We start from the raw sequence: 875 nt of genomic DNA, 5'->3' as shown, positions 1-875 counted from the left end.
AGAACCTGTTCACGATTAAAAAAGCTGATAAAATAATGTGTTAAGCAAATTCAAGTAACATAAAAAACTCATGAGAAAAGCGTATCCAAGTGACATTAGTCGAAAACAATTTGAGCTCATATTACCCATTCTAGAAAGTGCTCGGAAGAAGACCAAACCAAGAACGGTTGACCTTTATGACGTATTTTGTGGCTTGCTATATGTACTAAGAACAGGTTGCCAATGGCGACAGTTGCCCCATGACTTTCCTAAATGGCGCACCGTCCACTCATACTTTCACAAATGGAGCGAGCTTGATGAAGAAGGCAACAGTCTGCTTCAAAAAGCGCTAAAAAAAATTAGTCAAAAAAGCGCGAAAGAAGAACAACCGTAAGGGCAAAACCAGTTTCATTATCATTGATGCTCAAAGCGTTAAGAACACAGATACTGCTAAATACAAAGGGTATGATGCTGGTAAGAAAGTATCAGGGATTAAACGCCATATTGCAGTAGACAGCCAAGGCTTGCCGCATGCTATCTGTATTACCACTGCCAATATCACCGACCGTGACGGTGCTACAACGTTACTTCGTCAAAATACCAAACGATTAAGCCGCGTAAAAAATGTGATGGTTGATGGCGGTTATCGAGGTGAGTCCTTTGCTAATAGTGTAAAGGCCATTTTAGGCGAAACCGTTACCACGGAAGTTGCTAAAAGAGATGAACTGCACACGTTTAAAGTCATACCAAAGCGATGGGTTGTAGAACGTTCGTTCGCTTGGCTTGAGAAAAACAGACGTTTATGGAAAAACTGTGAGCGTCATTTAAATACCAGCCTTCAATTTACCAATCTCGCTTTTATCACTTTATTATTGAAAAGATTGTGAACAGGTTCT

General features: G+C 40.2%; 1 protein-coding gene. It reads left to right on the top strand.

What is annotated here, in order from left to right; genetic code table 11:
- Positions 1 to 70: 70 nt before the first annotated feature.
- A protein-coding gene (locus tag ACH0AB_RS11895) for an IS5 family transposase (protein WP_286130567.1) occupies positions 71 to 866 on the top strand; the annotation gives its coding sequence in 2 pieces (ribosomal slippage) (positions 71 to 331 and positions 333 to 866; 795 coding nt in all).
- The last annotated feature ends 9 nt before the right edge of the window (positions 867 to 875 follow it).

This window comes from Moraxella sp. 179-F 1C4 NHS (assembly GCF_045370505.1).
Classification (GTDB): Bacteria; Pseudomonadota; Gammaproteobacteria; order Pseudomonadales; family Moraxellaceae; genus Faucicola; species Faucicola tetraodonis.
The sequence above is the reverse complement of the archived record's forward strand: the minus strand, read 5'-3'. Positions and strand labels throughout refer to the sequence as shown.